The sequence below is a fragment of the Vibrio sp. 10N.261.52.A1 genome, assembly GCF_002876325.1.
Lineage (GTDB): Bacteria > Pseudomonadota > Gammaproteobacteria > Enterobacterales > Vibrionaceae > Vibrio > Vibrio chagasii.
In genome coordinates, this window is the sequence record NZ_MCYD01000679.1 from 1 (window position 1) to 1358 (window position 1358).

At 40.4% G+C, this 1358-nt stretch carries 3 protein-coding genes; all 3 read right to left on the reverse strand.

Going from position 1 to position 1358, the window contains the following annotated elements; genetic code table 11:
* Window positions 1–338 (reverse strand): GNAT family N-acetyltransferase (locus BCT81_RS13190; RefSeq protein WP_241908197.1); only part of this gene is annotated, 338 nt, incomplete at its 3' end.
* 28 nt (window positions 339–366) lie between these two features.
* Window positions 367–879: a DinB family protein gene (locus BCT81_RS13195; RefSeq protein WP_008217703.1), complete on the reverse strand. Its 513-nt coding sequence runs from the start codon at window positions 877–879 to the stop codon at window positions 367–369.
* Between the two features lie 192 nt (window positions 880–1071).
* The coding region (locus tag BCT81_RS13200) for an isocitrate lyase/phosphoenolpyruvate mutase family protein (protein ID WP_198596888.1) at window positions 1072–1358 on the reverse strand (287 nt) is incomplete at its 5' end.

Below are 1358 nucleotides of genomic sequence, written 5' to 3' on the forward strand. Positions count from 1 at the left end.
TGTAAGAACAACACCGTATTATTTTGATTCTGGAGTAACTCATTCTTTATCATGTTAATTAACTTTGAAGCATAGCCTTTGCCTCTTAGCTCTGGAGGTGTAGCAACGGAACCAAGCCCGCAGCTACCATCTTCAAGACCAAACACTCCCTGATAAACAATCAAGGAAGATAAGATTTTTTGATGTTCAATAAGCACATACCAAGTTCCCTTCTGATACTTATCACTTTTATTACAACAAGCTAGATACTCATCGACAGATGCGGAACCTCCCCATACATCAAAACCCATAAGATAAATATCATCTAACTCATGCGTGTCTGCAGTTCTTAAAGTCATCATATTGAATTCCCAAATTCACTTACTGCTATTTTTCTTTCAACACCGCGCTACCTCTGCGTGTCGGCTCCGCGAGATGAAGGTAACGGGTAAATGTGTCCTTTGGGCGTTCTAAATTGTTTTCAGCTAACACTCTAGAAGCCATGCCTCTGTGGTTATTACCGTGTGTGAGCAAGTGGAGAAGGACTTCTTCAACAGACATTGTCCCTATATCACCATCTATGAAGTTAAACTGAATGACTTTCTCTAACTCATCTTTTGAGGCTGACATTGCATACTGCACTAACCGAGTATCGTTATGAGCCATTCGCTCACGTAGCTCTGAAAAGGAAGGCGTTTCAACCGTATTATCAGCAGTGTATTTTTCCGGTTCTCCTAGGATTCGACTTGTAAAAAGACTATCCACTACAGTCGTATGATTCAGAATTCTTAAGAAAAATATGCCATCATTTTCCGGCAGTTTTGAAAATTGTCTCTCTCCAAAGTCGAGTAGCTGACTATTTGCCCATTTTTTGTATTCAAATGCTTTAGCAAACTGCATTTATTTGTCCTTTTTGGTTTGATTGACTCCCGTGCATTAAGAATTCCATAACCTTTGAAATCAAGCGAATCAACTGTGGAGTTTTAATGTCCCAACTCTTATCCGCGCACGGGAACGGGGTCACACTTGGTTTGAAAACAAGTGCTGTAGCTTAAAGTTCCGATCGCTTGCACCCTATTTAGGGTTGCGGTATCAAAATAATGTTCTAAATGATTGCTCACGTTTTATGGTTATCAGGTTCTTTTGCAATGAGGAAAGCATCGCTTCGTACAAGAAATTACCCATACTGATGCGCTTCACGCCAAGAGCCTCTAACTCTTTAAAATTTGGTAATTCAGGAACACACATGACATTTATGGGCAACAACGTGCTATTTACAACGGCTTTGATATCATCGGTTCCTTTGATACATGGAAGAAAAACTCCATCAGCACCTGCTTGCTGATAAGCTTGGATTCTCTTGATGCTCTCCTCTAGAG